This is a genomic window from Catenuloplanes japonicus (assembly GCF_000717135.1).
GTDB lineage: Bacteria > Actinomycetota > Actinomycetes > Mycobacteriales > Micromonosporaceae > Catenuloplanes > Catenuloplanes japonicus.
On record NZ_JNXY01000002.1, the window covers coordinates 334866 to 361355 of the forward strand.

Below are 26490 nucleotides of genomic sequence, written 5' to 3' on the forward strand. Positions count from 1 at the left end.
TGCCGCCAGCCGGTCGAGCACGTCGGCGATGATCCGCATTATCCGGCGGGCGGCAGGCCGGTCGTCGTCGGGGCTGATCACGGCCGGACCATCGGTGAGGTCGTCCGCGGGACGACCGTGGCGGCCGGTCGTCGTGCGCGGCGTCATCGGGGCGCGGGGATCCGGCATCGCGCCATCCTACGGTCCCGGTGCGCCGGGGCTCACCGGCGAAGGCGTGAAGAAACGCGAGGCCGGCGGCGATGGTCCTGCGGGGGTGGGACTTACGGCCCTGCGCGCGCCGGCCGGGCCTGAGTATCATCTACTACGACTCGTAGTATGATTGTGTGTAGTAGAGATCTGAGGGTGGGGGAGCTTTGGACGCGTTGGATGTCGCGCGGTGGCAGTTCGGGGTGACGACCGTCTACCACTACCTGTTCGTGCCGCTCACGATCGGCATGTCGCTGCTGGTGGCGATCATGCAGACGATCTGGTTCCGCACGCGCGACGAGAAGTGGCTGCGGCTGACGAAGTTCTTCGGGAAGCTCTTCCTGATCAACTTCGCGATGGGCATCGTCACGGGCATCGTGCAGGAGTTCCAGTTCGGCATGAACTGGTCGGACTACTCCCGTTTCGTCGGCGACGTGTTCGGCTCGCTGCTGGCCATCGAGGCACTGGTGGCGTTCTTCCTCGAGTCGACGTTCCTCGGCCTGTGGATCTTCGGGTGGGAACGGCTGCCCAAGCGCATCCACCTCGCCACGATCTGGGCCGCCTCGATCGGCACGATCCTGAGCATGTACTTCATCCTCGCGGCGAACTCGTTCATGCAGAACCCGGTCGGCTTCCACATCAACCCGGACTCCGGGCGCGCCGAGCTGAACTCGATCGGCGCGCTGCTGACCAACAAGGTCACGCTCGCCACGTTCCCGCACACGTTCTTCGGCGCGCTGATGACGGCCGGCGGCCTGGTCGTCGCCGTCGCACTGTGGCACATGTACCGGGGGCGGGAGGCGCAGCGGGACACGTTCCGCACCGCGGTGACGTTCGGCGGCTGGGTCACGATCATCGCCACCGCCGGTGTGATGATCTCCGGGGACTTCCAAGGCAAGATCATGACCGAGGTCCAGCCGATGAAGATGGCCGCGGCCGAGGGCCTCTACGAGACGACCAGCTCCGCGCCGTTCTCCATCCTGACGATCGGCAGCCTGGACGGCAGCCGCGAGGTCTTCGCGATCACCATCCCGGACCTGCTGTCCTGGCTCGGCAAGGGGGACATCCACGCGGAGATCGAGGGCATCGACAACCTCCAGGAGCAGTACTCCGCCCAGTACGGCGCCGGCGTCAGCTACGCCCCGATCATCCCGGTGACCTACTGGTCCTTCCGCATGATGATCTTCTTCGGGCTCGCGGCCGGCGCGGTCGCGCTCCTCGCGCTCTGGGCCACCCGCGGCAACCGCACCCCCACCAGCAAACTACTGCTCTGGGGCGCACTCACCCTGCCGATCCTGCCGCTGCTGGCGAACTCGTTCGGCTGGATCTTCACCGAGATGGGCCGCCAGCCCTGGATCGTCTTCGGCGAGATGCTCACCCGCGACGGCGTCTCCCGCAGCGTCTCGCTCTTCGAGGTGATCACCTCGTTCACCACGTTCACGCTGCTCTACGCCGCCCTCGCGGTCGTCGAGGTGAAACTCCTGCTCACGTACTCCAAGGCCGGCCTGCCCGAACTCGACCCCGAGCCCACCGACGACGAGCGCGACGACGACAAGCGCCCGCTCGCGTTCGCATACTGAGAGGAGACACGACAGTGGATCTCGCTACCTTCTGGTTCATCCTCATCGCCGTGCTCTTCGTCGGATACTTCGTCCTCGAAGGCTTCGACTTCGGCGTCGGCATGCTCCTGCCGATCCTCGGCCGCACCGACCGCGAACGCCGCGTCGTCATCAACACGATCGGCCCGGTCTGGGACGGCAACGAGGTCTGGCTGATCACCGCCGGCGGCGCCATGTTCGCCGCCTACCCCGAGTGGTACGCCACGCTCTTCTCCGGCTTCTACCTGCCGCTGCTGCTCATCCTGGTCGCGCTCATCCTGCGCGCCACCGGCTTCGACTACCGCGGCAAACGCGACGACGCACGCTGGAAGCGCAACTGGGACGCCGCGATCATCTTCGGCTCCTACGCGCCCGCGCTGCTCTGGGGCGTCGCGTTCGCCAACATCGTGCGCGGCGTACCGATCGACGAGAACTTCGACTACACCGGCGGGTTCTTCAACCTCCTCAACCCGTACGCGCTGCTCGGCGGCGTCACCATGGTCGCGCTCTGCCTCACCCACGGCGCGGTCTTCCTCGCGCTCAAGACCGAGGGCGAGATCCGCGACCGCGCCAACCGGATCGCCGGCCGCGCCGGACTCGCCACCGCCGTGCTCGCCGTCGCGTTCCTCGGCTGGACGCTCGCGTCCTACGGCGGGAACGCGGCCTCCGCGGTCACCGCCGTCGTCGCCGCGCTCGCACTGGTCGGCGCGCTGCTGGCCAACCGGGCCGGGCGCGAGGGCTGGGCGTTCGTCGGCACCGCGATCACCATCGGGCTGGCCGTGGTCACGCTGTTCACCGTGCTGTTCCCGAACGTGATGCCGTCCACCACCGACCCCGCGTTCAGCCTGACCGTCGACAACGCGTCGTCCACGCCGTACACCCTGAAGATCATGACCTGGGTCGCGCTCCTGGTCACCCCGATCGTGCTGCTCTACCAGGGCTGGACCTACTGGGTGTTCCGCCGTCGCATCGGCGTCCACCACATCCCGGAGGAGAAGCACGCCGCCGTCTGACGCCGCTAGCGCACGCTGAGCCCGAGGGCGCCGGCGATCTGCACCGCCTGGGCGGTGTCGATCACGGCGCCCTTCAACGTCGCGGTGAGCGGATCCAACGAGTCAAGATCACTGCCGCGCAGGTCCGCACCGGTGAAATCGGCCCGGTGCAGCGACGCGCCACCCAGGTCCACCCCGGTGATCGTCGCGCGCGCCGCCCTCACGCCGGACAGATCGGCCTCGCGCATCCGTACCCCCGTGATCTGCGCCTTCTGAAGATCGGCACCGGCAAGCGACACGAACGACCAGTCGCCGCCCGTCACCGACACCAGCCCGAAGGAACAGTCGTCGAAGACGCTCCCGACCAGCTTGCACTCCTCCAGCCGCACCTCGAAGAACGAACAACCCACGAAGACACAATTCACCATGGCGGTACGGAGGTGCGCGCCCGCGTTGAACCGGCACTGCGTGAACACACAGTCGGCGAACGCCGCACCCGTGCTCGTCGCCTCCGTCAGATCCACGCCGGTGAACGCGGTCCGCTCATGCGTCTGCCCGGACAGATCGTCCAGCGCCCAGTCCGCATCGCGGATCGTGGTCTCGGTGCGGGGGAGCCGGGTCGGGTCGATCGCCATGGTCCCTGACGTTATCGTCACCGCATGATCACCCACGCGACACCCTCCGATCGCGCCCGCGTCATCACCACGTTCGTCAACGCGTTCGCCACCGACCCGGTGCTGCGCCACCTGTTCCCCGGCCCGAGCTACGCGGAACAGGCCCCGCTGTTCGCCGGGCACCTGTTCGACCGGCGCGTGGCGGCCGGCACCGTGTGGATCGCCGAGGGCGGCGCGGCCGTCGCCATGTGGGACGCACCCGGGCCCGGCCAACCGTGGGCGCCACCCTCCTCCTACCTGCCGGCCGAGACCGCGGCCCGGGTCGCCGCCTACGACGCGGAGATCCACCCGCACCTGCCGGAGGAGCCGCACTGGTACCTCGGCGTGCTCGCATGCGATCCCGCGTTCGCGGGACGGCGGCTCGGGCGCGCGGTCATGGAACCGGGACTACGCCGTGCCACGGCCGACGGCGTGCCCGCGGTCCTGGAGACCGGCACCAGCGTCAACGTCGGCATCTACCGGCGCAGCGGCTGGACGGTCGACGCCCAGATCCTCGCCGGCGGCATCGACGCCTGGATCCTGCGCCACCCCGGCCTCTGACGACGGGCCTTCCGGCGCCGGGGGGCGTGAACCGGCCGGTGGCGACCGGGAACACGACGAGCGCGAGCGGCACGATCCACCTGGCCCGGCCAGGCCCGGGATCGTCGCGGGGCGGGCGTCAATGGCAGGCTGGAGGGGTGATCGCCATCCCGCACCCCGCACTGCAGCTGCACGCCGCCGGCGCCACCGCGGTCGGCAACCGCTACCCGGCCAACTTCGACGTGCTTCACCTCGACGACCGGGCACTCGCGGTCGCGGACGGCATGGGCACGAGCGAGGGGAGCGCCGCCGCCGGCCGCACCGCGATGGCCACGTTCACGGCCGCGCTCGGGGGAGAGACCACCCCGGAACTGCTGCGGGCCGCGGTCGCGGACGTGCAACGCGACGTGCGGGAAGCCGGACGACGACTCGGCGGGGAGCTCACCGGCTGCACCCTCACCGCACTGCTGCCGACCGGCACCGACCTCGCCTGGATCGTCCAGCTGGGAGACTCACGCGTCTACCGCCGACGCGGCACACTGCTCGAACTGCTCACCACCGACCACACCGCGGCCTGGCTCGGCGCCGTCAACGGCTGGTACCCGCACGACTCACCCCAGGCACACTCGGCCCGATACCAGCTCTTCCGCTACGCCGGACACCCGGACGCACCCGAAGCCGACCTGATCGCGGTCACACTCCGGCCCGGCGACACCTACCTCGTCTGCACGGACGGGATCGCCGAACAGGTCGACTACCACCGCATCGACGCACACCTCGCGTCCACGGCACCCCTGACCGAGATCGCGACCGCGCTCGTCGACGACTCACTGCACGCGGGCGGCCATGACAACGCCACGGCCGCCCTGCTACGCGTCCTATAGACCGGTCTGCGCGGCGAACGACTCCACGCCCGCCTCCGCCCGCAACTCCTCCACCCGCTCCGGCTCCTCACACGGCCACGGGACCGGCACCCCGTCCCGTACCCCCGCGATCTGGGTGCCGTAGACCTGCCGACGCCCCTCGTTGACCCGGACCCGATCGGTCAGGAAGACCAGATCCCGCGCCCCGGCCCGGCCCTCCGCCACCGCCTCCGACAACAACACCAACGCCAGCCGCTGCACGTCCAACCGGTGATCCGCGTGCTGCGCGACCTTCCACGCCGCCTGCGACGCCGGCCGCCCGACCAGATCGTCACCCGGCCACCCGTGCGCGTCCAGGATCTCCGCCAGCCGCTCCGCGTGCGCCGCCGTCACCCGGCGCCACGCCAGCTGCGCCTCGAAATCCTCCTGATCCAGCGCGGCCGTCGTCACCTCCAGATCGACGCGGCCCATCTCCATCAACTCCGCCTGCAGTTCCGTGTCCGTCACGACCGCCACGGTAGGCCCTGCAACCCGCGCAGAGATCGCCCTCAGGTAGGAGCGATCCGCCCCATGTCACCCGATAGTCTGACCAACGTGGAGATCGGCACCGTCGTACCCGCCGCCCGTCGCGCCCTCGAAGCCGGTGGCGGCGCCGCCACCGAGTTCACCGACGCCTGGCTGGCCAACCGCAGGCTCTCCGACCACACCCGCGCCGCCTACAAACGCGACATCACCGGCTGGCTCGCCTGGTGCGACACCCACGCCATCTCACCGCTCACGGTCACATTCCTGCAGGTCAACGCATATGCACGCGAGCTGGAGACCACGCTGGCCGACACCACGGTCGCACGCAAACTCTCCGCGATGTCCAGCTGGTACGACTTCCTCACCCGCCTCCAGGCCGTCCCGGCCAACCCGGTCTCCGGCGCGGACCGCCCACACGTCGACCGCGACCACTCCGGCACCGTCGGACTGACACCGGCCGAGGTGGACGCATTGATCGCGGCGGCAGAATCCGCCACCGGACCCACGGCCGACCGCACCCGCGCCGTGATCGCGCTCCTCGCCGACCTCGGACTACGCGTCAGCGAACTCTGCGGGCTCGACGTGACCGACCTCGGCTACGAACGCGGGCACCGGGCGGTCCGGTTCACCGGCAAGGGCGGCAAGGCACGACGCCGCGCGCTCGCACCGGGCACGGCCGCAGCCGTCGACGCCTACCTGCAGTCCCGGGGCACGCCGCTCGACGGACCACTGCTCGTCACCGCCGGCGGCGGACGCCTCGACCGGCACGCGGTGTTCCGCCTCGTCCGCCAACTCGCCCGGGACGCCGGCATCCCGGCCTGGGAACAGCTCTCACCACACTCCCTGCGGCACGCGTTCGCCACCACCGCGCGCGCCGAAGGAGTGCCGCTGGAGGACGTGCAGGACGCCATGGGACACGCGGACCCGCGCACCACCCGCCGCTACGACCGGGACCGGCACAACCTCGACCGGGACCCGGCGTACGCGATCTGGGCCGCACGGGCCCGGCGAGGAGGCGGTCGTCAGTAGGCCGTGGCGTTGTTCTGATCCACCGCACGGGCGGCCAGCACCGGCGACAGGATCATGTAGAACAGCCAGGTGATCGGGCCGGTCACCAGGCCGATCAACACGAACGCCAACGCCACGTTCACCCAGAACAGCAGCCAGTAGCTCACCATCAGCGTCACACCGAGACCGGTCCGCTCCGCGTAGAGCGCCCCCACGCCGAACAACCCGAACAGGCCCAGGATCAACTCGAGCATCACCGCGGCGCTCGTCGACTTCAACGGGCGGGCACGTGGGGGATAGGGCTGCTGAAACGGCTGCTGGTACGGCTGGACCTGCTGATACGCGTGCGGAGCCGGCGCAGGCGGGCTGTAGGACGGCGGCGCCGGCGGGTGGTAGTGCTGCGGGGGCGCGGGCGGCGCGCTCACCGCCTCCAGGTCGTGCTTCGTCGGGTCAGGCTCGCGCCACTGCGCGGTCGGTGCGGCCGGCGTGCGCGGCACGCCCGGCGTCGCGGGGGAGAGGCGCGCCGTATCCGCATAGGGATCATGCGGCTCCTGGTCATAACTCACACCCACCAGTGTGCACCGGACCCGTCACACCCCGCGTCGCTCCCCACCCACCTGACGCCTAATCGCCATCATTCGCCGCCAGCTTCGCCAACGCGCGATTCGTCCGGTTCGCCTTGATCGCCGCACGCTGCTGACCCGCGGTCACGTCGATGTAGTTCTGGCTCGTCGTCAACGTCGCATGCCCCAGCAGCCGCATGATCTCCGATGCGCTCGCCCCGTCCTCCGCCAGCCGCGTCGCGAACGTGTGCCGCAACGCGTGCAACTGCGCGCCCGCCGGCACCCGGTCCACGATCCCGGCCCGCCGATAGCACGACTCCACCAGGTACTGCAGGCCACCACGACGCATCGGCGCGGAAAAACGGTCCACCAGCAACGCGGACTCCCGCCCCACGGTCCGCAGCCCGAACCGGCGCCGCCGCGACTCCAGATAGCGCTCCACCAGCGCATCCAGCTCCGGCTCGATCGGCACCGACCGCGGTCGCCCGCCCTTGCCGATCACCTCCACCCGCCGCTCGCCCGGACGCCCCACGACCGATCCGACCCGCAGATCCAGCAGCTCGGCCAGGCGCAAGCCGGCACACAACGCCAGCGCCAGCACCACCAGATCCCGCTCCGGCCACGGATGCCGCTGCCGCCCGTCGTTACCCTCCGCAACCGCCTCCAGCAGTCGCTCCGGTGTCTCCTCGCCCCGCAGCGGCTTCGGCGCCGGGGCGAGGACCTTTGGCTTGTCGACCGCGGACATCGGGTTCCCCGGCACCCGCCCGTCCGCCACCAGGAACGCGAAGAAGCTGTTCCAGGTCGACCAGGCGCGATACACCGAGGCGGCCGCCCGGGGCGCCGCGAAGTGTCCGAACGCGTAGCGCAGCCGCCGCGTGGTCACCGCGGAGATCGGCAGCGTAGCCAGGGGGAGGGGAGTGGCACCATCCGGCGCGAGGTCACCGTCCGTGAGCAGGCGCGCGATCGCCGTCAGGTCCCGCCGGTAGGCGGCCAGCGTGTGCGCCGACGGCTTCCGGATCGCCCGCGCCCCGAGGAAGTCCTCGAAGAGAACGATGAGCTTCTCGTCCCGCGTGGGCGTTTCGTCCGCTATGTGCTGCATAAGGAATATTATGCAGCAAAAACCCACAAATACCAGAAAATCCTTTCACCGGTACGCGCGTCCGCCGCGCCACGACCTTCTTCCCGGCTCCGCCGGATCCCGGGCGCCGGCCGGCCCAGTGCGTGGCCGCCCTCCGGAGCCACCGGCGTCGCGCGCCCGGTGGGGGTGGGGGTGTGCGCGCCGGCTGCTGCCGGCCGGCACGTCGCGCCCGGTCGCCGACGACATCCGGCCACGTTCGGCCGGCCGGGCGTGACGTGCCCGATCCGACCGCACGGCCATCGGCGACCTGTTGGGCGGTCCACGCCTTTCCGCACGCGAGCCCGCCTCGGCCCGAACGTGACCGATCGTGCGGTCTCCCTGTGCAGTTGTGTACCGCCGCCGCGCGATCGGTCACGCCGCAGGCGCCACCGGGCCACCTAGTCGTCCCGCGGCCCGATCCACGGCGGAGCCGTGTCCTCGGAGGATGCGCGCGGCCCGGCGTACCCCCAGATGATCATGGTTTTGGGTCTTGGGGGTTTCGCGGGTCTTTCGGGGGCGGGTCCGTGCGGTCGCCCACCTAGTTAGTTGACATAATGTCACTTATCGAACATGTGGGAGAGCGGCGGGAACGGCGATAATCGGGCGCGTGAGTCTCAGGGAGATCGTGCTGGGCGGCGGCCTCGGGCCGAAGGCGCGCTACATGACGCTGCTGCACGGCAACCTGCTCAGGCTCGACCCGCCCGAGCGTGCCCGGTTCGGCGCGGCGCTGGGCGACGAGGCGCGGACCGTGCCCGACGATGATCTCGTCGCGTTGCTGCGCACCGGCGACTGGCGCGAGAGTCTCACCGCGGCCTGGCTGATCGCCCTGGACCGGCGCGTGCAATTCCGTGACCGGCTGGCCGGACTGCTGCTGGCCAGTGAGCGCACCTTCGCCGGCCAGGGTTACTGCCTGGCGTTCGCCCGCTTCGGCGAGCCGGTCGACGCGGACGTGCTGGTCGCCTACCTGGAGCGCTACCTGCCGCAGAACCTGCACTACGACCAGCACTGGGCCCTCGGCGCCCTCCTGGCGATCGACCCGCGACGCGCGGCCCGGCTGACCGCGCCCGGCGGCCTGTGGGACCGATCCGTCATGGCGTCGCGCAACTCCCCCGATGCCCTCCGCACCCGTATCGAACGCTTGTGCGAATTCGCCGACGAGTGCCTGACTCCCCCGCCGCCTACCGCGTGACGCCGAGGTCCGGGAGATCCGTGGTGATCATGGAGAAGGCGGCGAGGTCGTGGGCGGTGCGGCCGTCCCAGTCGGCCTGACGCAGGGTGCCCTCGCGCCGGTAGCCGGCCTTCTCGGCAACCCGGATCGACGCGGGATTGTCCAGGCGGGCGTGCAGGGCGATCCGGCGCAGGCCGCCCTCGGTGAGGGCCCATCGGGCGACCGCGCGGGCCGCCTCGGTGGCGAAGCCCTGGCCGCGGCGGGTGGCGTGGATGCCGTAGCCGATCTCCGCGCGTCCGGCGGCGAGGTCGGCGTCGCGCAGGCCGATGCTGCCGACGATCTCGCCGGTGTGCTCCCGCACGATCGCCAGATGGACGCCGTCGCCGTCCATGCGCCGCTGGTGGACGGTTGAGGTCAGCCATGGGTTCACGTCGGCGGCGGAGGCGGGAGCGCCCGGCGGGAGTGCGGTCCGGTCCCCCGCTGTCACGAACGCCGTGACCTGGGCCGCGTCCTGTGGTGCGAACTCGCGGATCAGCAGCGCGCCGGTAACGATCTTCACTGGGGGAAACATGTGGGGCAGCCTAGCGGCGCCTGCGGGCTATGCTGACTCGCAACCAAACGTTGCAGGAGGCGAGTGAAGCATGGAATACGGCCGGATCGCGCGGCAGGTGCACATCGATGCGCCGCCGGAGATCGTCTACGACGTGCTCAGCAGGCCGGAGCACCTGCGGGAGTGGTGGCCGGACGACGCGCACCTGCCCGGCGGTGACGGCTGGATCAGCTTCGGGGCGGACAAGCGGGAGCGGTTCACCGTGGTGGACGCGGATCCGCCGCGCACGTTCTCGTTCCGGTGGACGCATCCGGACGGGGAGGCGGCCGCGCCGGGCAACTCGTTCCTGGTGGTGTTCACGCTGGAGCCGGCGGGCGGTGGCACGCTGCTGCGGATGACGGAGAGCGGCTTCCGGGAGCGTGGCTGGGACGAGGCGACGGCGGCCGCGGCGCACGCGGACCACGTCCGCGGCTGGGATCTCTTCCTCCCCCGCCTGCCCGTCTATGCCGCGAAGCTCACGTGACGGTGGACGACGCGCTGTGGTCGGCGGTCGGTGATCCGATCCGGCGGCGGATGCTGGACCTGCTGCTGGCCGACGGTGGTGGCACCGCGACCGGCCTGGCGGCGCAGCTGCCGGTGACGCGTCAGGCCGTGGCCAAACACCTGGCCGTGCTGGACCGGGCGGGCCTGGTGCACGGTACCGCCGCCGGCCGTGAGCGGCGGTACCGGGTGGACGACGTGCAGCTGGCGCGCGCGGTGGCGCAGCTGTCCGAGGTCGGGGCCGCCTGGGATCGGCGGCTTGCGCGGATCAAGGCGATCGCGGAGACGATCGCGCGTCGGCAGTGAGGGTGTGGACGTCGTCCGCGAGCGTCTCCCACAGGTGCTCGGGCAGGTTGTGTCCCATGCCCGGGTAGAAGCGGATCTGGGCGCGCAGCCGGCGGGCCAGCTCCAGGCCGCCGGCGGCGCGGACGATCGGGTCGTCGAGGCCGTTGATGACCTGGATCGGTACGTCCGGCAGCCGGTCGAAGGCCCAGGTCTGGTCGGAGCGGCCGGCGGAGAGCTGCCGTCGCTCGGCCTGCGGGTCGAACGGCCGGCGGCGGAAGCTGCGGCGCCCGATGTCGCGGGCCGCGTCCGCGTCGAAGGGGACGTGCGGGGAGGCGAGCATGCGCATGACCGCGGCGGTCATCTCGGCCTCGCCCTCCTCGTCCTTGCCGAACTTCCTGCCGCCGAGGCCGAGGAGGATGCGCGGGTTGATGTGGCGGAAGACCTTGGCGGCGCCGGGCAGGTAGGCGGCGGTGGTGAGCGTGAGGCTGCGGACGCGGGCCGGTGCGCGGACCGCGGTCAGGAGGGCGACGCCGGCGCCCATGGAGCCGCCGACGAGGTTCGCGCTGTCCCAGTCGAGTGCGTCGAGGACGGCGACGGCGTCGTCGGCGAGCGCGGTCAGGGGGTAGGGCGGTGTGCGGCTGGCGCGGATGACCGATCCGAGGTGCGGTGCGGACGTGTGGTGGTCGAAGTGCGTGGAGAGCCCGCTGTCGCGGTGGTCGTAGCGGACCACGTCGAATCCGTGGGCGACGAGCGTGTGGCAGAGCCCGTCCGGGATCCAGAGCATGTTGCGCCCGAGCCCGTTGATGAACAGCAGTGGTTCTCCGCCGGCGTTGCCGAACCGCTCGTAGGCGATCCGGACGGTGCCGTTGTGCGCGTACTGCACGGTCGTCATGTGCGCCCTCCCCGTTATCCGATACACCTGTATCGTATGGGTGGAGCATGATCGAATCAATACAGTTGTATCGGAAAGGTGGCCGCGGTGCCCCGCAGCGTTGACCTCCACGCACGCCGGCGCGAGATCGCCGACGCGATGCTGCGCCTGGTCGAGACGCGCGGCCTGGCCGCCGCCACCGTGCGGGAGACCGCGGTCGCGGCCGGCGTCTCCCTGGGCGCGGTCCAGCGCTGCTTCGCCACCCGCGAGGAGATGCTGCTGTTCGCGCTGACCCGGATCAACGAACGCTTCACCGCCCGGGTGCTCACCACGGTCACGCCCGGCGCGCCGCCGCGCGACGCGGCCCGCACCCTGATCACGGAGATGCTGCCGCTCTCCGAGCCCGGCCGGGCGGACGCGCGCGTGGCGCTGGCATTCCTGGGCGTGGCCGCGGAGGACCCGCAGGTGGCCGACGCGCTGGCCGTGGCCCACCGCAACGCGCGCGCGTTCTTCATCCGGCACCTGGCCGAGTTCGGCGGCACGCCGGTCGACGCCACCCGCCTGCTCGCGCTGGTCGACGGCCTCCGCGCGCCGCTGCTGCTCGGCCACCTCTCCCCCGCCGACGCGCAGGAGGCGATCGACGCGCACCTGCACAGCCTCTTCGCGTGAGGGCCGCGTACCTTAGAACGGCGTGCGGGACGCCTCGATCGTCGAGGGCACGGCACCCGGCGTCGGCAGGGTCTGCACGTCGGCGGCCACGCGTGCCAGGGCGGCGACCGCGCGCGAGCGGCTGTGCGACGGCCACGCCAGGTGCGTGGTGATCGGCGGCGCGTCCTCGACCGGTACCGCGGTCAGGTCGCCGGTCAGCTGGGTGCGGATCGAGGCCGGCAGCACGGCGGAGGCGCGCCCCAGCCCGATCAGCTGCAGCAGTTGGGCACCGTCCCAGAAGGCGGGGCCGGGGCCGTCCGGGTAGCTGCCGTCCGGCCGCGGCCACCGGGGCTGCGGCAACCCGGGAAGGCCGGTGACCTCGTCCGTGCGCACGGAGGTCCGGGCGGCGAGCGGGTGCGTGGCGGGCAGCACCACCACCTGGCCCTCCGTGCCGAGCTGCTCGTGGTCCAGGCCGGTCAGCGAGTCGTACGGCCGGTGCAGCAGCGCCACGTCCGCGCGGCCGTCGCGGAGCATCCGTTCGCCGACGCCGCAGCGGACGAGCTGCACGTCGACCTCGGTCGCGTCCGGCACGGCCGCGTAGGCGTCGAGCAGCCCGGCGACCAGGCCGCCGAACACGCCCGCCTTGGTGACCAGCGTGAGGACGGCCGTCCGCTGCCCGGCGCGCCGGGTGCGGCGCTCGGCGGCGTCGACCGCGTCGAGTGCGGCCCGGCCCTCGGTGAGCAGCACCGTGCCGGCTTCGGTGAGGCTGACGGTGCGGCCGGCCCGGACGAACAGCGGCGTGCCGAGGCGCCGCTCGATCTTCTGGATGGTCCGGGTCAGGGCCGGCTGGGCGATGCCGAGCTGCTCCGACGCGCGCCCGAAGTGCAACGCCTCGGCGACGGTGACGAAATACCGCAGCTCACGGGTCTCCACGCCGGGCAACGGTACCCGAGGTTCAGACCGCCTTGATCGCGCCGGCGTCGACGGCCCAGTTCTGGCCGATCGCGCTCGGGACCGTCGGTGAGGCGAGCAGCAGCACCGCGCGGGCGGCCTCGTCCGGCTCGGCGAGTTTCCCGGTGAGCATGCCGCTCTGGCCGGGGAGCGTGTCGAGCAGGGCCGCGTGGTCGATGCCGAGGTGGGCGGCGTACCGGGCGATGTGGCCGTCAGGCCCCTCCTGGGTGTACGTGCGCATGCCGGACGGGGAGACGGTGTTGACCCGCACGCCGGTGGTGGCGAGCCGTTCCGCCAAGGACCGGGACACCGCGTTGAGCGCGGCCTTGGCGGCGGCGTAGGGCATCGGTGCCGCGCCGGGCCGGCGGGCCGCGTCCGAGCTGACGTTGATGATCGCGCCGCGGGCCGCGCTGAGCGCCGGGAGCGCGGCCCGGGTCACGCGCACGACCGCGTGCAGGTTGAAGTCGACCAGGCCGGTCCAGACGGTGTCGTCGCCGTCGAGCGTGTCGTCGAAGGCCTCGTCGGGCAGGACGCCGCCGCCGGCGTTGTTGACCAACACGTCGAGTCGCGGATCGGCCGCCAGGACCGTCTCGACCATGCGGCGGGGTCCGTCGTGCGCGGCGAGGTCCGCGGCGACGAACGTGGCGGCGGTGGCGTCGAGGTCGGGGGTGCTGCGCCGGGCGACGGCGACGACCTCGGCGCCCTCGCCGAGGAACGCCGTGACGATCGCCAGGCCGAGCCCCTTGCTGGCGCCGGTGACGAGGACGCGCTTGCCGGTGAGCTGCAGATCCATGTGTTGCTCCAAGGTCGCGGGACGGTGATCCGATCTTGCGTCCACCCCGCCCGCGACCTCCAATGCCGACTCGGCGCGGACCGATGCCGCCGCGTTATCGATCGCGCCCGGCCCATGCCGGCATCACGCCTCCGCGCACGTCCGTCAGGCGCCTCCTCACGATCGGGGCGTCGCCGGAACACCATGAGGGACGCCCCGATCACCGGACGCGCCCCGCGCAACGCGAGCACGACGTGGCTCGCGGCTTTTCCGGTGCGCCGCGCGGAACCGGCTCCGACGCCGGGAGGCAAGCGGAGCGCCGGCGGAGGCTTGGCGTACGGCGAGGTTTGCCCGCGGGAGCATGCGGACCGTCACCACGCCGGAAGCGGGAAAATCCGGCCCTCAACCCCAGTCGATGAAACGTTTCCGCAGCTCGGCGATCTGGTCGGCGTCGAGGCCGTAGGCCTGGAACTCGCGGTCCGGCATGCGGTCGAGCCGAGGGCGGATGCGGGCGATGTCCTCCGGCTCGATCTCCGGGTCGACGGCGCGGGCCAGGTCGATGAGCGTGGCCGCGTCCGTGTCCTGCAGGAACGCGGCCACGTCGATGTAGTCGCGGGTCTCGGCGCGGGAGACGAGCGCGGAGACCTTCCAGGCGCGCAGGTCGGCGAGGTCCATGACCGGCCCGATCAGGTCCAGCACGACCGGGGAGCGGGCGCGGTGCAGTTCGCCGAGGCTGACCCGGATCGCGACGCCGGACCGGTCCGGGTCGGTGATCTCCAGCTCGGCCAGGTGATAGCCGAGGTAGCCGGTCTCGTCCTCGATCTCCTCCACGTGGAAGCCCTCGGCCCGCAGCGCGGCAGAGACGAGGCGGGTCGCCGCGGGTACGGTGCCGGCGACGTCGCTGAACAGGTCGACGTCCTCGGTGGGCCGGTGGACGACGCCGTGTGCGATGAGCGCGAGGCCGCCGCCGAGCGCGAAGCCGTGCCGGTTCGCGACCGCGAGCGCGATGCGGGCGATCCGGGCGTGGGCGGGGTGCAGCCGCATGGAGGCGTCAGGCCGCTGCGGGCCAGGCGAGGTCGACCGTGAGCTGCGGGAACCGCGCCTGCCAGGCCCTGCGGACGCCGCGCGGCAGGTGCAGGTCGTCCCAAATGGTGCGCAGCAGGCGGGCGCTGAGCAGCGCGCGCAGCTCGTCGTGCCGGACCGCCTCGCGGAGCACGATCTCGTAGGCGCGGCCGCGGGACCAGGGGTCGTCGAGGTCGAATCGGCGCTGGTCGGCGGCCTGCCAGACCATGCGGTGCGGGAGCTCCACGACGCCGGTCTCGGGGCCGTGGAGCTCGTCGAGCGCGGCCACCACGAGTGCGTCGCGGCCGGGCCGTGCGAGGCCGGCGGGGCGCAGTGGGGTGGCGGGCGTCATGCGGTCATGGTAACCCCGGTCCCGAGCTGGGAAAAAGGCTGTTACTTCTGGGACGCGTGGGGTGTGTGCGGAAACTGTCGGCCTGGCCTGATAAGAATGCGGCCATTGGACGTGTGTTCGACGTGCCGTATCAAGAGAAATGGAGTCCGATGGCTGCCGCAGGAGCCGCTATACGTGGCCTGACGCCGGAAGAGTTGCAACAGATCAAGCAGACGCTGGCGGGCGGCCGGAAGCCGAAGGTGATGTTCACCGAGTCCGCCGGCCAGATCGCGGGGCAGATCGGTCAGGTGATCGAGCTGCAGGACCCGGAGTCGTCCGAGGAGTACGTGGTGGTCCGGTTCGGGCGGGATGAGCTTCCGTTCTCCCCCGCCGACCTGAGCATCCCGCCGAAGGGCGCGACCGCGCGCAAGGCCCCGGAGCCGGAGCCCGAGCCGGAGCCGGTCGCCCCGGAGCCGGAGTTCATGGTGGTCCGGGAGCGACCGGCGCCGCCGGCCAAGCCTGTCGTTGTCGAGGAGCAGAAGACCGTGACCGAGGAGACGCCCGAGGCGCCGAAGCCTCCGGTGAAGAAGGCCGTGGCGAAGGCCGTCAAGCCGAAGGGCCCGGCGGGCCTGACGGTGACGCTGGCCTACGACAACGGCGAGTGGACCGTCGCGGCCCAGCAGGGTGCGAAGGCCCTGGCCAAGCCGTATGTGGTGAAGCCCGCCGAGGCGTTGAGGATCGTGGCCCTGGTGGACGTGCCGGGGGTGCACGAGGCGGTCGAGGCGATCCTGTCCTCGGAGCGTGCCGAGGCGGAGTCGCAGGCGGAGAAGCTGCGTGCGGAACTGGCCGAGGTCGAGGCGCGGCTGGCCGAGTTACGGGACGTGTAGGTCCCGCCACCGGTCACCGCATGTTGATGCGGTGACCGGTGATCCGGCGGGCGGCGTCGGAGGTGAGCCAGGCGATGATCTCGGCGACCTCCTCCGGGCCGGCGACGCCGAGCCAGTGCGGATCCGCGTCGACCGCCTCCCGCACCGCGTCGGTCACCCAGCCGGTGTCCGTGACCGGCGGGTGGACCATGTTCGCGGTGATGCCGAGCGGTGCGAGTTCGGTGGCGGCGGACATGACGTAGTTCTCGTGGGCGGCCTTCGCGGCACCGTACGACACCTCCTCCGGGAATCCTTGAGGGCTCCCCGAGGTCAGGCCGACGATCCGGCCCCAGCGTGCGCCGCGGGCGGCGTGCCGGCGGGCGAATTCGGCGATGAGCAGCGCGGGGGCACGCGTGTCGACCGCGAACTGGTGGTCGAACCCGGCCGCGGTGACCGGCGCGAGCACCCGGCCGAACGTGTCCCGGTCCGTGGGTTTGAACGTGTCGGCCTGCCAGCCGCTGGCGTTGTTGACCAGGATGTCGACGGGCTTGCCGAAGTGCTTCTCCGCCTCGTCGAACAGTCTGGTCGCCACCGTGGGGTCGGACAGGTCGGCCTCGACCGCCACCGTGTTCCCGCCGCTGCGGGCGTGCCGGGCGCGGTCGGCGGCGTACCGGGCGGGGGTGCTCGGGTCCGGGCGGTGCGATTCCGGCGGCATCGCCAGGTAGGTGAGCAGGACCGCGTCACCGCGGGCCGCGAACGTCTCCGCGACGGCCGCGCCGATCCCCTGGTTCGCGCCGGTCACGATGGCCACATGTCCGGTCATAGAGCGATCTCCCTGTCCAGCCCGATCGCGCGGGCGAAGTAGGTGTCGTGGGTGACGACGATCAGCGTGCCGTGGAACGCGCGCAGCGCCTCCTCGATCACGTCGAGCGCGTCGAAGTCCAGGTAGTTCGTCGGCTCGTCCAGCAGCAGCACGCGCTGCGTGGAGTTGACCATGATGGCGAGCAGCAGCCGGCGCAGCTCGCCCGCGGAGAGCGTGGACAGCGGCGAGTCCCAGGTCTCCGGGCCGAACAGGTGCGCGTCCAGCAGCGCCTCCGCGTCGTCCGCGTAGACCGGGACGTGCGCGCGGAAGTGCTCGAACACGGTCGTCTTGCTCCGCAGCGTGTCGTGGGTCTGCGGCAGCAGCGCGACCGGTCCGCCGCTGACCTCGCCGCGGTCGGGTTCTTCCTGCCCGGCGAGCACGCGTAGCAGCGTGGTCTTTCCGGAGCCGTTCGGCCCGGTCAGGTGGATGCGCTCGCCGGGTTCCACATCAAGATCAAAATCCCTGATGAGGGTACGGATCGAGAGCCCATTTGCCCGGATTTTTGATGACATATCCTGCTCGGGGAACGCCAGCGTCAGCGGCGGACGGGTCTGCGGCTCCGCAATCCAGTGCGCCGCCTCCAGCTGCCGGCGCAGCCGCCGCTCCCGGGCCTTCGCCTTCTTCGCCACCTTCTTCGCATAGCGGCGCAACTGGTCGGTGCCGAGACCGCGGCGCATCGTCGTCTCCACGCCGAGCGCATGCTGGCGGGTGCGGGCGATGTCCTCCTCCCAGCGGCGCAGATCCTTCTGCTGGGCCTCGTAGTCCAGCAGCAGCTTCTGCCACCGCCGCGTCTTCTCCTCGCGGTAGGCGGTGTAGCCGCCCTCGTACCGCTGCAGGTCCGGGTGGATGCCGTCCAGCTCCACGATCCTGGTCACGGACCGGTCCAGGAACGCCCGGTCATGGCTGACGACGAGCAGCCCGCCGTCGAACCCGGCCAGCCACCGTCCCAGCCAGTCGATGCCGTCCGCGTCGAGATGGTTGGTCGGCTCGTCCAGGATCAGGATGTCCGGCGTGGTCAGCAGCACCCTGGCCAGCGTGAGCCGGGCCTGCTCACCGCCGCTGACCCGGTGCAGCGGCGTGTCGTCCGCGAGATGATCGATGTCCAGGCGCTGGCGGACCTCGGTAAGCCGGTTGCCCGCCTCCCAGCCGCGCAGGTCGCTCCAGCGTTCCTGGACCCGGCCGTACTCGGCGAGCGCGGCCGGGCTGGTCACCAGGCTCTGCTCCAGCGCGTGCAGCCGGGCGGTGACGTGGTGGACCTCGCCGAGCCCGTCCGCGAGAAAGTCCCCCACGGTCTGCGCCGGATCCGAAATCTGCTGCGCGAAATAGCCGATCGTGGCACCCGGCGTGCGCGTGACATGCCCGGTGTCGGGCTTCAGGTGCGCGGTGAGCACCCTGAGGAGCGTGGACTTGCCGGCCCCGTTCGGCCCGACCAGGCCGACGCGGTCACCGGCCCCGATCGTGAGATCGACACCCTCGAAGATCGGCTCGGAGGCGAACGAAACGGACAGTGAGACGGCTTTTAGCATGCGGGAATCCCTGCTGAACGCGTGTCAGATCACGCCGCGGCAGCCCTGATGCTGCTGGCGGCACGTCACGAACCCGTTCGGGAATCACATGCTCCGCGCTCACTCCTCTCGGTAGGCCGGACTCCACCCTGCCCGTGCGGTGGCGTGTACGCAACCGGTTTTGTCGGAGGTGGTTGTTAGCGTGGCCGTATGTTCGATCACGTAGGCGTCCCGGTTACGGACGTCGAGCGCTCATTGGCCTTCTACCAGGGCGTCTTCGCCCCGATCGGGTTACGGGAGGCGAAGCGGTTCCCGGTCCCGCCGTCGTTCGTCGTCGGTCTGGCAGTGGGCGACGGGCCGGCCGGGTTCTGGCTCAGCCCGACGGCTTCGGCCGAGACACGCGAGCTGCACATCGCGTTCACGGCGCCGGGGCGGGAGGCCGTGGACGCCGTGCACAAGGCGGCGGTCGAGGCCGGCGCCCAGGTGCTGCATCCCCCGCGCATCTGGCCGGAGTACCACCCCGGCTACTACGCCGTCTTCCTCCGCGACCCCGACGGCCACAACGTCGAGGCGGTCCACCACACGTTCTGACCGATCCTCCTGCGCTGAGGTGCCGGACCCGCACCGCGTACCCCCGCGTGCTTTCAATGGTCTTGACCCTCCACCTACTGGAAGCTGCAGGCTGGTCAGCGTGACCGACGACCTCTACACGATCGGGCAGCTGGCCCGGCGGACCGGGCTGCCGGTGCGGACGATCCGGTTCTGGTCGGACAGCGGGGTGCTGCCGCCGACCGGGTGGTCCGACGGTGGCTACCGGCTCTACGACGCGGCCGCGGTGGCCCGGCTGGAGCTGGTGCGCACGCTGCGCGAGCTGGGGCTCGGGCTGGACGTGGTGCAGCAGGTGCTCGCCCGGCAGCGGACCGTCGCGGATGTGGCGGCGGCGCACGTGCGGGCGCTGGATGCGGAGATCCGGCTGCTGCAGGTGCGGCGGGCGGTGCTGGCGTCGGTCGCGGCCAGGAACAGCACGACGGAGGAGATGAGTCTGATGCACAAGCTGGCGCAGCTGTCCGCGACGGAGCGGCAGGAGCTGATCGACGAGTACGTGGACACCACGTTCGACGGGGTGCCGCCGGAGAGCCCGGGGTACGGGATCGCGCAGGGCATGCGGCAGCTGACGCTGCCGGACCAACCGACGCCCGCGCAGGTGGACGCGTGGGTGGAGCTGGCCGAGCTGGTGACGGACCCGGGGTTCCGGGCCCGGACCCGGGAGATGGCGATCGCGGGCACCGAGCCCAGGCCGGTCGCGCAGCTGGACTACGACTACGGGTTGCTGACCGCGCGGTCCGGCGCGGCGCTGGACGAGGGGATCGCGCCGGAGTCCGCCCGCGGGCAGGAGATCGTGCGGGAGGTCGTCGGGGACCTCGGTGCGCAGGCCCGGCGCACGCTCGCGGACGAGATGGCGCTGTTCTCGGACGCGCGCGTGGAGCGTTACTGGGCGCTGCTGGGCACGCTCAACGGCTGGGAGCCGTTCACGCCGAAGGTGCCGGCGTTCGAGTGGTTCATCAGCGGCCTGCGGGCCGGGGCCTGAGCGGCCGTCTCCATGGGCACGTGGCCGGCCGTGGCCGGCACCTCGACAACCGACGACCGGACGCCCACGACCTCGCCGGACCCACGAGCCGAAACCCCCGGAACCCCCGCCCGCGCCGGCCACTGAAGGATCACCACCGCGGCCAGGATCGCGGCGCCGCCCGCCAGCTGCGCCGCGGTCAGCCGCTCCCCGAACGCCACCGCCGTCGACACCACCGTGATCGCCGGCTCCAGCCCGCACAGGATCGCCGCGGTCGACGCCCCCACCAGCCGCACCCCGGCGAACATCCCCGCGATCGGCAGCACCGTCCCGATCACCGCGATGACCGGCACCCAGATCCAGGCGGACGCGGCGTCCGGGGCGTGCAGGCCGCCGGTCGCCGCGCCGCCGAGCCCGAGGCTGACCGCCGCGGACGTGCACACGATCGCGGTCAGCAGGAACAGGTCCAGGTCCGCCGGCAGCGACTCCGAGACCGTCAGATACACCGCGTACGTCCCGGCCGCGGTCAGGGCGAGCGCCACCCCCAGCGCGGCCCCGGACGCCACCCCGCCGACGCCGAGCAGCATGATCAGCCCGGATGCCGACACCCCCAGCGCCGCCAGACGGCGACGGTCCGGCCGGGTCCGGCGCAGCACCACCGCGAGCACCAGCGTCAACGCCGGATAGGTGTAGAGCAGCAGCGCGGCCAGCGAGGCGTCGATCACCGCGACCGCGCCGAAGTACGCCGCGCCCTGCACCGCGTACCCGACCGCGCCGAGGCCCACGCAGACCGCCAGCGTCCGGCCGCTGATCCGCACCGGCCGGCGCCGCACCGCCACGATGATCCACAGCAGCAGCGCGGCCAGCGCGAACCTCGCCGTCAGCATCGTCGTGACCGATAGTCCACCCGCGTACGCCTGCTTCGCGAACAGCGGCGCCAACCCGAACCCGGCCGCGGAGACCAGGCACCACACGAACCCCATGCGATGACGGTAGGTCGAGACGATCTAGAGAGGTAGCCTTGGTTTCCTTGACCGTCCGAAGGAAAAACCATGGTCACTTTGCATCAGCTCCGGTGTTTCCTGGCCACCGTCGACCACGGCTCGTTCACCGCCGCCGCGGCCGCGCTCGGCTACGCCCAGCCGAGCCTGTCCGAGCAGGTCAGACTGCTCGAACAGGGCCTCGACACCCGCCTGTTCCGGCGCGCCGGCCGCGGCCTGGTCCCGACCGAGGCCGCGCTCGCGCTCCAGCCGCACGCGCTCGCCGCACTGGCCGCGGTCGACGCCGGTGCCCGCGCGGTCGCCGGCGTGCGCGAGGTGCTCACCGGCACCGTGCGGTTCGGCGTCTTCGGCACCGCCCGCCTCTACCTCGGCGCCGGCCTGGTCGCGGACGTGCTGGACCGCCACCCTGGCGTACGCCTGGAGCTCGCCGGCCTGAACTCCGCGCAGATCGCCGCCCAGCTGCGCCGCGGCACCCTCGAAGCCGCGGTCATCGCACTGTCCGGATCGTCGACCGAAGGGCTCGCGGTCACGCCGGTCATGCGCGACGAGTTGGTCTACGTCAGCGCGGACCCCGACCGGCTCGGCCACGCGATCACCCCGGCCCGGCTGGCCGCGGCACAACTGGTCCTGCCGGACGTGAGCTGGCGCGACGACGACTCCACCCGCCGCATGCTGGCCCGCGACCTCCAGGCCGCCGGCCACCAGCTGACCACGCGCGTCGAGGTCGAGGACCCGGAGACCGCGCTGGAGATCGCCGCCCGCGGCCTCGCGGACACCGTCACCTGGCGCGGCGTGCTGCGCGCGCAGGGAGACAGGGTCCCGGACGGGCTCGGCTGGGCACCGCTGCGACCGCGCCGGTACGAGACGTTCGCGATCGCCCACCGCCCGGACGCCGTGCTGTCCCCCGCGGTCCGCGCGGTGGCCGACCTGGTCGAGGCGCGGATGCGCGCGCTGGACGACCAGGGATGGCAGGATTCGGCCGTACCCCGGTAGGTTTCTGCGCATGAGCACGGAGTTGGGCCTGGACTACGCGGGGCACCTGTCCGCCCTGCGCGGCGCCGTCGGACGCCTCGTCGACCTGGTCGCCGACGCGGACCCCACCACCCCGGTCCCGGCCTGCCCCGGCTGGGACCTCGGCACGCTCTCGGGGCACATCGGCGCCACCCACCGCTGGGCCGAGGCCATGGTCGCGTCCGGGATGCCCCGCCGGCTGCCGTTCGACGCGTTCGCCGCCGAGGTCCCGCACGACGCCGGCGAGCTGACCGTGTGGCTGCTGGTCGGCGCGCAACGCCTGCTGGCCACGCTGGAGTCCACCGACCCGGACCGACCGGTCTGGACGTTCGGCCACGACCGGCGCGCCGCGGGCTGGCCGCGCCGGATGCTGCACGAGGCGGTCGTGCACGGGCTGGACGCGGCCGAGGCGCTGCGCCGCCCGACCCGCGTCGACGCGGCCGTGGCCCGCGACGGCATCGAGGAGTTCCTCGGCGCGATGCTGCACCACCCGGCGATCCTGCGCCGTCTGAAACCCGCCGGCGAGTCGCCGCTGACCGGCACGCTCTTCCTCGCGGCCGCGGACACCGGCGAGATCTGGCGCGTCGACCTGGGCGCGGGCGGCCCGCACTGGCGGCGCGTGACCAGCACCGCGGACGGTGACGCGGTCGTCCTCGGCGGCATCGCGGAGATCTACCTGTACCTCTGGCACCGGATACCGGCCCCGACCGTGATGGGCTCGCCGGACCTGGTCGCCCAGTGGTCACGCGCGACCACCCTGTAGATTGGGGTCCGACAGCGACTGGCGGCACGGGGATGGCAGCGACCATCGGGGAGCTCGTCCGTGGGGGTCGACCGCCTGGGCGCCCACGGGTGCAGGAGCCGTCATGACCGCTCGACTTCTTCCCGGCAAGCCGGTCGCCGAGGCCGTCCTCTCCGAGGTGTCCGCCCGCGTCGCCGCCCTCAAGGCCCGCGGTGTCACGCCCGCGCTGGCCACCGTGCTGGTCGGCGACGACGACGCCAGCGCCGGCTACATCCGGATCAAGCAGAAGCAGGCCGCCGAGCTCGGCTTCGTCTCCCCGCACGCGCACCTGCCCGGCGACGTCACCCAGGCCGAGCTGGAGAACGTCATCCGCGGCTTCAACGACGACAAGGACGTCCACGGGCTGCTCGTGCAGTACCCGATCCCCGGCCACCTCGACTACGACCGCGCCATGCAGGTCCTCGACCCGGACATGGACGTCGACGGCCTCCACCCGCTCAACATGGGCCGGCTCGCGCTCGGCCTGCCCGGCCCGCTGCCCTGCACGCCGGCCGGCATCGAGGCGCTGCTCGCGTTCTACGACATCCCGGTCTCCGGCCGCGAGGTCGTCATCCTCGGCCGCGGCGCCACGCTCGGCCGGCCGCTCGCCATGCTCCTCGCGCAGAAGCGCCCCACCGCCAACGCCGCGGTCACGGTCGTGCACACCGGCGTCCCCGACTGGGAGCGCTACACCCGGCGCGCCGACATCCTCATCGCGGCCGCCGGCGTCCCCGGCATCATTCAGCCCGCGCACGTCAAGCCCGGCGCGGTCGTCGTCGGCGGCGGCGTCCGCTACGAGGGCCGCCGCATCCTCCCCGACGTCGACGAGTCCTGCGCGGACGTCGCCGGCGCCATCACCCCCCGCGTCGGCGGCGTCGGCCCGACCACGGTCGCCATGCTCTTCCGCAACGCGGTCTCGGCCGCCGAGCGCGCCACGATCTGACACCTGACCCGCTTGCCCGATCGGCGCCGCCCGGCCCCTGCCCCGCGGGCAACCGAGGCTCCGGCACCCCTGCACACGACCCGTGATCAATTCGGTTGAGCGGGGGCGGGGTGCGGACGAGACTCGCGCGGATGAGTGGCTTCGAGGAACTGGTGGACGAGGGCGGACGCGTACCCGTGGAGGGGTGGGATTTTTCCTGGTTTGCCGGGCGGGCGACGGAGGGGCGGCCGCCGTGGGGATATGCCCGGTTGATGAGTGACCGGATGGGGCGCGTGCGGCGGGGCGCTGGACCTGCAGACCGGCGGCGGTGAGGTGCTGTCCGAGGTGGCCGTGCCGCCGCCGGTGCTGGCCGCGACCGAGGGCTGGGCGCCGAACGCCGCGCTCGCCCAGCAACGCCTGCCGCACGCGGTCGTGGTGCGCGTCGGCGAAGACGCGGACCTGCCGTTCCCGGACGCCGCGTTTGACCTGGTCACCAGCCGCCACCCGGTGCGGACCCGGTTCGACGAGGTGGCACGCGTGCTCACGCCCGGTGGCACCTACCTCTCGCAGCAGGTCGGGCCCGGCTCGGTGCGCGAACTGACCGACGCCATGATGGGCCCGCAGCCGGTCGGCACCGCCCGCGACCCGGAACGCCTGCGCGCCGCGGCGACCGCGGCCGGCCTGCACGTCACCGACGTGCGCACGGCCCGGCTGCGGATGGAGTTCAGCGACATCGCCGCCGTGATCGTCTTCCTGCGCAAGGTCATCTGGATCGTGCCCGGCTTCACCGTCGAGGCCTACCGTGACCGTTTACGCACCCTCCATGATCACATCAACATGGAGGGGCCGTTCGTGGCGCACTCCGCCCGCTACCTGTTCGAGGCCCGGAGGCCGGCATGACCGCAGCCGCGCTGCACGATCTCGGCGGCGACGGGCCGCCGGTGCTGATGATCCCGGGCCTGTGCGGCACCGCGCCCGAGTGGTCCGCCACCGCCGAGTGGATCACCAAAACCCATCGGGGGTACGTCCTGGAGCCGCGCGGCCACGGCCAGGCCGCACGCCGCCCGGACGACGTGTCGCGCGCGGCCCACATCGCGGACACCGCGGAGGCGCTGGACCGGATCGGCCCGGCCGTCGTGATCGGGCAGTCGCTCGGCGGCCATACGGCCATGCTCACCGCCGCCGCGCACCCGGAGCTGGTCACCCGGCTGGTACTGGCCGAGGCCGGCCCCGGCGGCCCGGACCAGGACACGGTCCGCGACATCGGCGCCTGGCTGGACTCGTGGCCGGTACCGTTCCCCGGCCTCGACACGGCCGCGGCGTTCCTCGGCGGCGGGCTGGTCGGCCCGGCCTGGGCCGCGGGCCTGCGACAGGACGACGACGGATGGTGGCCGGCGTGCGACGCGGACGTCATGACCGCCACGCTCGCGGCCGCGATCGGCCCACGGTGGGCGGAATTCGAGAGCATCAGCTGCCCGACGCTGCTGGTGACCGGCGAGCACGGGGTACTGCCCGCGGACGAGATCGCGCGCATGGAACTGCATCCGGCGGTGCGATCGGTCACGATCCCGGGAGCGGGCCACGACGTGCACCTGGACAGCCCGGCCGCATGGCGGGCCGCGGTCACCGACTTCCTCGGCTGAGGGCGAGCTGGCAGGAGGCAGTCCGCGTGTGTCGATCGGGGCGTCACCCACATCGCGGGAACGATGCGAGTGACGCCCGATCATGAGGCTGCCGGCGTGCTACATGCCGCCGCGGTAGACGCCGTCGCGTCCGGCGGCGCGGGCGAACGCGGCGAAATCGGTGGTGGCCAGGTCCAGGTTCGTCTGGACGCTGAACAGCTCGGAGGCGATCACGCGGAACGCGCGGCCGGGCTCGTCCGACAGGTCGACCGCGATCACCGGGTGCTCCGGGTCGTTGATCGTCTCCTCGTCGGCGAGGAACGCGAACGCGAGGTCCTCGTCGCCCTCGGCGAGCCGGACCAGGCCGCCGGGCGTGAGGCCGTCGTAGGCCTGATCGCTGACGAACAGCATCGACGTGCGGTAGTCGTCCAGGTGCCGCTGGAGCGTCTTCCGGAACATGTCCCAGGCCGCGTCGTCCGTGTAGTCGATGCGGAGGAGCAGGCCTTGCGCGTCCGGGGGGATCGGGAGGGTCATCGTGTCCTCGGGGAAATCGGGTCAGGTGCCGTGCCAGGACCCCGCAGGCGGGGCGGGCGCCAGCGTACAACGCGGTGAGCTGCGCACCCTCCGGTGGACCGGGACGCCGCGCCGCCTCATAAGGTTGAAGAATGCTCATTGACAAGGTCGCCTGGCTCCGGATCGAGGACGGCCGGGTCCTCAGCACCCGCTCGCACGGCAAGGACGTCTTCTACTTCCCCGGCGGCAAGCGCGAGCCGGGCGAGTCCGACGTGGACACGCTGGTGCGGGAGATCGCCGAGGAGCTGACCGTCACGATCGACCCCGCGACCGCGACGCCGGTCGGCGTGTTCGAGGCGCGGGCGCACGGCCACGCGCAGGACGTGACGGTACGGATGACCTGCTACACCGCGGACTACACCGGCACACCGACCGCGGCCGCGGAGATCGCAGAGGTCGTCTGGCTCGAATTCGCGGACCGCGCCCGCACGTCAGCGGTCGACCAGGTCATCTTCGACCACCTGCACGAGACCGGGCTGCTCACCTGATTGCACTACCCGCGCCGGCCCGGCTAGAGTCACCGATCGTGACTGCCGGGTCGGCCATTGGCCATTACC

The 26490-nt window shown here is 72.0% G+C and carries 31 protein-coding genes, 1 pseudogene and 1 riboswitch; of the genes and pseudogenes, 18 read left to right on the forward strand and 14 right to left on the reverse strand.

From position 1 onward, the window contains the following. Positions 1-353 precede the first annotated feature (353 nt). Both OP04_RS05495 and cydB read left to right on the forward strand, forming a co-directional pair. Positions 354-1766: a cytochrome ubiquinol oxidase subunit I gene (locus OP04_RS05495; protein ID WP_033338344.1), complete on the forward strand. Its 1413-nt coding sequence runs from the start codon at positions 354-356 to the stop codon at positions 1764-1766. A 14-nt stretch (positions 1767-1780) separates the two neighbouring features. Then, the gene (gene cydB, locus OP04_RS05500) at positions 1781-2797 is read left to right on the forward strand and encodes a cytochrome d ubiquinol oxidase subunit II (RefSeq protein WP_033338345.1); all 1017 of its coding nucleotides are present in this window, start codon (positions 1781-1783) and stop codon (positions 2795-2797) included. Between the two features lie 5 nt (positions 2798-2802). On the opposite strand, the gene OP04_RS05505 is transcribed toward cydB, so the two are convergent. Next, positions 2803-3411, reverse strand: a complete 609-nt coding sequence (locus tag OP04_RS05505) for a pentapeptide repeat-containing protein (protein WP_033338346.1) — start codon at positions 3409-3411, stop codon at positions 2803-2805. 24 nt (positions 3412-3435) lie between these two features. Between OP04_RS05505 and OP04_RS05510 the strand changes: the two genes are divergently transcribed. Together OP04_RS05510 and OP04_RS05515 are read left to right on the forward strand one after the other, a co-directional pair. Continuing rightward, the gene (locus tag OP04_RS05510) at positions 3436-3990 is read left to right on the forward strand and encodes a GNAT family N-acetyltransferase (protein ID WP_033338347.1); all 555 of its coding nucleotides are present in this window, start codon (positions 3436-3438) and stop codon (positions 3988-3990) included. A gap of 137 nt (positions 3991-4127) precedes the next feature. After that, positions 4128-4853 carry a PP2C family protein-serine/threonine phosphatase gene (locus tag OP04_RS05515; RefSeq protein WP_198153724.1) on the forward strand — a complete coding sequence of 242 codons (726 nt, stop codon included), beginning with the start codon at positions 4128-4130 and terminating at the stop codon, positions 4851-4853. On the opposite strand, the gene OP04_RS05520 is transcribed toward OP04_RS05515, so the two are convergent. Next, positions 4848-5339, reverse strand: coding sequence for a DUF6624 domain-containing protein (locus tag OP04_RS05520; protein ID WP_198153725.1), 492 nt, complete (start codon positions 5337-5339; stop codon positions 4848-4850). The genes OP04_RS05515 and OP04_RS05520 overlap by 6 nt on opposite strands. A 63-nt stretch (positions 5340-5402) precedes the next feature. On the opposite strand from OP04_RS05520, the gene OP04_RS05525 reads away from it, so the two are divergent. Then, positions 5403-6386 (forward strand): tyrosine-type recombinase/integrase, encoded by a 984-nt coding sequence (locus OP04_RS05525; protein WP_051797128.1) that lies wholly within the window; start codon positions 5403-5405, stop codon positions 6384-6386. On the opposite strand, the gene OP04_RS49185 is transcribed toward OP04_RS05525, so the two are convergent. Together OP04_RS49185 and OP04_RS05535 are read right to left on the reverse strand one after the other, a co-directional pair. After that, the gene (locus OP04_RS49185) at positions 6380-6931 is read right to left on the reverse strand and encodes a hypothetical protein (RefSeq protein ID WP_157239320.1); all 552 of its coding nucleotides are present in this window, start codon (positions 6929-6931) and stop codon (positions 6380-6382) included. The genes OP04_RS05525 and OP04_RS49185 overlap by 7 nt on opposite strands. Before the next feature lie 58 nt (positions 6932-6989). Continuing rightward, the gene (locus OP04_RS05535; RefSeq protein ID WP_051797130.1) at positions 6990-8027 is read right to left on the reverse strand and encodes a tyrosine-type recombinase/integrase; all 1038 of its coding nucleotides are present in this window, start codon (positions 8025-8027) and stop codon (positions 6990-6992) included. Between the two features lie 625 nt (positions 8028-8652). Here OP04_RS05535 and OP04_RS05540 point away from each other — a divergent pair. Continuing rightward, the gene (locus tag OP04_RS05540) at positions 8653-9234 is read left to right on the forward strand and encodes a DUF6000 family protein (RefSeq protein ID WP_051797131.1); all 582 of its coding nucleotides are present in this window, start codon (positions 8653-8655) and stop codon (positions 9232-9234) included. Here OP04_RS05540 and OP04_RS49190 read toward each other — a convergent pair. After that, positions 9224-9784, reverse strand: a complete 561-nt coding sequence (locus OP04_RS49190; protein WP_085066239.1) for a GNAT family N-acetyltransferase — start codon at positions 9782-9784, stop codon at positions 9224-9226. The two genes, OP04_RS05540 and OP04_RS49190, sit on opposite strands and share 11 nt — an antisense overlap. 70 nt (positions 9785-9854) lie before the next feature. Between OP04_RS49190 and OP04_RS05550 the strand changes: the two genes are divergently transcribed. Both OP04_RS05550 and OP04_RS05555 read left to right on the forward strand, forming a co-directional pair. Next, positions 9855-10286 (forward strand): SRPBCC domain-containing protein, encoded by a 432-nt coding sequence (locus tag OP04_RS05550; RefSeq protein WP_033338349.1) that lies wholly within the window; start codon positions 9855-9857, stop codon positions 10284-10286. Then, a complete protein-coding gene (locus OP04_RS05555; RefSeq protein WP_033338350.1) occupies positions 10283-10609 on the forward strand; it encodes an ArsR/SmtB family transcription factor in 327 nt (108 codons plus the stop codon). The genes OP04_RS05550 and OP04_RS05555 overlap by 4 nt, the downstream gene beginning before the upstream one ends. Here the strand turns inward: OP04_RS05555 and OP04_RS05560 are convergent. Then, complete coding sequence (locus OP04_RS05560) at positions 10572-11480, reverse strand: alpha/beta fold hydrolase (RefSeq protein WP_033338351.1); 909 nt, start codon at positions 11478-11480, stop codon at positions 10572-10574. The genes OP04_RS05555 and OP04_RS05560 overlap by 38 nt on opposite strands. Positions 11481-11567: 87 nt before the next feature. Between OP04_RS05560 and OP04_RS05565 the strand changes: the two genes are divergently transcribed. Beyond that, positions 11568-12128, forward strand: a complete 561-nt coding sequence (locus OP04_RS05565) for a TetR/AcrR family transcriptional regulator (RefSeq protein ID WP_033338480.1) — start codon at positions 11568-11570, stop codon at positions 12126-12128. A gap of 12 nt (positions 12129-12140) precedes the next feature. Here the strand turns inward: OP04_RS05565 and OP04_RS05570 are convergent, their stop codons facing one another. From OP04_RS05570 to OP04_RS05585, 4 genes are all read right to left on the reverse strand, one after another. Then, positions 12141-13040, reverse strand: coding sequence for a LysR family transcriptional regulator (locus OP04_RS05570; RefSeq protein ID WP_051797133.1), 900 nt, complete (start codon positions 13038-13040; stop codon positions 12141-12143). A gap of 22 nt (positions 13041-13062) precedes the next feature. Continuing rightward, entirely contained in the window at positions 13063-13851 is a 789-nt protein-coding gene (locus OP04_RS05575) for an SDR family NAD(P)-dependent oxidoreductase (protein WP_033338352.1), read from the reverse strand. Between the two features lie 381 nt (positions 13852-14232). Next, positions 14233-14874, reverse strand: a complete 642-nt coding sequence (locus tag OP04_RS05580) for a nucleotidyl transferase AbiEii/AbiGii toxin family protein (RefSeq protein WP_033338353.1) — start codon at positions 14872-14874, stop codon at positions 14233-14235. A gap of 7 nt (positions 14875-14881) precedes the next feature. After that, the gene (locus OP04_RS05585; RefSeq protein WP_033338354.1) at positions 14882-15244 is read right to left on the reverse strand and encodes a hypothetical protein; all 363 of its coding nucleotides are present in this window, start codon (positions 15242-15244) and stop codon (positions 14882-14884) included. Between the two features lie 149 nt (positions 15245-15393). Here OP04_RS05585 and OP04_RS05590 point away from each other — a divergent pair, with 149 nt between their 5' ends. Then, positions 15394-16110: a hypothetical protein gene (locus OP04_RS05590; RefSeq protein WP_033338355.1), complete on the forward strand. Its 717-nt coding sequence runs from the start codon at positions 15394-15396 to the stop codon at positions 16108-16110. Between the two features lie 13 nt (positions 16111-16123). Here OP04_RS05590 and OP04_RS05595 read toward each other — a convergent pair whose 3' ends face one another. Together OP04_RS05595 and abc-f are read right to left on the reverse strand one after the other, a co-directional pair. After that, positions 16124-16912 (reverse strand): SDR family NAD(P)-dependent oxidoreductase, encoded by a 789-nt coding sequence (locus OP04_RS05595; RefSeq protein WP_033338356.1) that lies wholly within the window; start codon positions 16910-16912, stop codon positions 16124-16126. Further along, positions 16909-18477: a ribosomal protection-like ABC-F family protein gene (abc-f, locus tag OP04_RS05600; RefSeq protein ID WP_033338357.1), complete on the reverse strand. Its 1569-nt coding sequence runs from the start codon at positions 18475-18477 to the stop codon at positions 16909-16911. The genes OP04_RS05595 and abc-f overlap by 4 nt, the downstream gene beginning before the upstream one ends. Positions 18478-18666: 189 nt before the next feature. Between abc-f and OP04_RS05605 the strand changes: the two genes are divergently transcribed. Both OP04_RS05605 and OP04_RS05610 read left to right on the forward strand, forming a co-directional pair. Further along, entirely contained in the window at positions 18667-19047 is a 381-nt protein-coding gene (locus OP04_RS05605) for a VOC family protein (RefSeq protein WP_033338358.1), read from the forward strand. Between the two features lie 100 nt (positions 19048-19147). Continuing rightward, positions 19148-20044, forward strand: coding sequence for a helix-turn-helix domain-containing protein (locus OP04_RS05610; RefSeq protein ID WP_033338359.1), 897 nt, complete (start codon positions 19148-19150; stop codon positions 20042-20044). On the opposite strand, the gene OP04_RS05615 is transcribed toward OP04_RS05610, so the two are convergent. Next, a complete protein-coding gene (locus tag OP04_RS05615; protein ID WP_051797134.1) occupies positions 19945-21006 on the reverse strand; it encodes a DMT family transporter in 1062 nt (353 codons plus the stop codon). The genes OP04_RS05610 and OP04_RS05615 overlap by 100 nt on opposite strands. Before the next feature lie 69 nt (positions 21007-21075). Here OP04_RS05615 and OP04_RS05620 point away from each other — a divergent pair, with 69 nt between their 5' ends. The 5 genes and pseudogenes from OP04_RS05620 to OP04_RS05640 all read left to right on the forward strand — a co-directional run bounded on the left by OP04_RS05620 (position 21076) and on the right by OP04_RS05640 (position 25381). Beyond that, complete coding sequence (locus OP04_RS05620) at positions 21076-22017, forward strand: LysR family transcriptional regulator (RefSeq protein WP_033338360.1); 942 nt, start codon at positions 21076-21078, stop codon at positions 22015-22017. Between the two features lie 10 nt (positions 22018-22027). Then, entirely contained in the window at positions 22028-22798 is a 771-nt protein-coding gene (locus OP04_RS49195) for a maleylpyruvate isomerase family mycothiol-dependent enzyme (RefSeq protein ID WP_051797135.1), read from the forward strand. Between the two features lie 7 nt (positions 22799-22805). Next, a riboswitch (ZMP/ZTP riboswitch) is annotated at positions 22806-22886 on the forward strand. Between the two features lie 15 nt (positions 22887-22901). Next, the gene (locus tag OP04_RS05630; protein WP_033338361.1) at positions 22902-23759 is read left to right on the forward strand and encodes a bifunctional 5,10-methylenetetrahydrofolate dehydrogenase/5,10-methenyltetrahydrofolate cyclohydrolase; all 858 of its coding nucleotides are present in this window, start codon (positions 22902-22904) and stop codon (positions 23757-23759) included. Between the two features lie 131 nt (positions 23760-23890). Continuing rightward, positions 23891-24638: pseudogene (locus OP04_RS48350) on the forward strand (class I SAM-dependent methyltransferase). Beyond that, on the forward strand, positions 24635-25381 hold the full coding sequence (locus OP04_RS05640) for an alpha/beta fold hydrolase (protein WP_033338362.1): 747 nt from the start codon (positions 24635-24637) through the stop codon (positions 25379-25381). The pseudogene OP04_RS48350 and the gene OP04_RS05640 overlap by 4 nt, the downstream one beginning before the upstream one ends. A 99-nt stretch (positions 25382-25480) precedes the next feature. On the opposite strand, the gene OP04_RS05645 is transcribed toward OP04_RS05640, so the two are convergent. Continuing rightward, positions 25481-25894, reverse strand: a complete 414-nt coding sequence (locus OP04_RS05645) for a DUF6924 domain-containing protein (protein ID WP_051797136.1) — start codon at positions 25892-25894, stop codon at positions 25481-25483. Positions 25895-26025: 131 nt separating this feature from the next. On the opposite strand from OP04_RS05645, the gene OP04_RS05650 reads away from it, so the two are divergent. Further along, positions 26026-26421, forward strand: coding sequence for an NUDIX hydrolase (locus tag OP04_RS05650; protein ID WP_033338363.1), 396 nt, complete (start codon positions 26026-26028; stop codon positions 26419-26421). Positions 26422-26490: the final 69 nt, after the last annotated feature.